This is a genomic window from Monashia sp. HAY1-5C, from assembly GCF_056755255.1.
In genome coordinates this window covers 1-251 of record NZ_JBPGXG010000558.1, presented here as the reverse complement: position 1 = coordinate 251, position 251 = coordinate 1, and the positions used below count along the sequence as shown (strand labels likewise).

Here is a 251-nt window from a genome sequence, read left to right as displayed (position 1 = left end):
CAATACGCCCGTGTCCGTTGACGACTTCCTGGAGCGCCTGGCCAGGGCCAGGGAACGCGGCTACTCGATCGTCGATGAGGAAGCCGAACCGGGTCTCTACTCCCTGTCCGCCCCCGTCCGGGATTTCAAGGGAGAAGTCGCCACTGCGTTGCAGATTGTCGGCCCGAAATCACGCCTGGAACCCCAGCGCGATGCATTCGCCACAGCTCTCGCTGGGTGGCGGGATTGGCTCGAGTCCACGGTTGGGGGAC

1 protein-coding gene is annotated in these 251 nt (G+C 64.5%); it reads left to right on the top strand.

What is annotated here, in order from left to right:
* On the top strand, positions 1 to 251 hold a 251-nt coding region (locus ACR9ZK_RS22765; RefSeq protein WP_481344194.1), incomplete at both ends, for an IclR family transcriptional regulator domain-containing protein.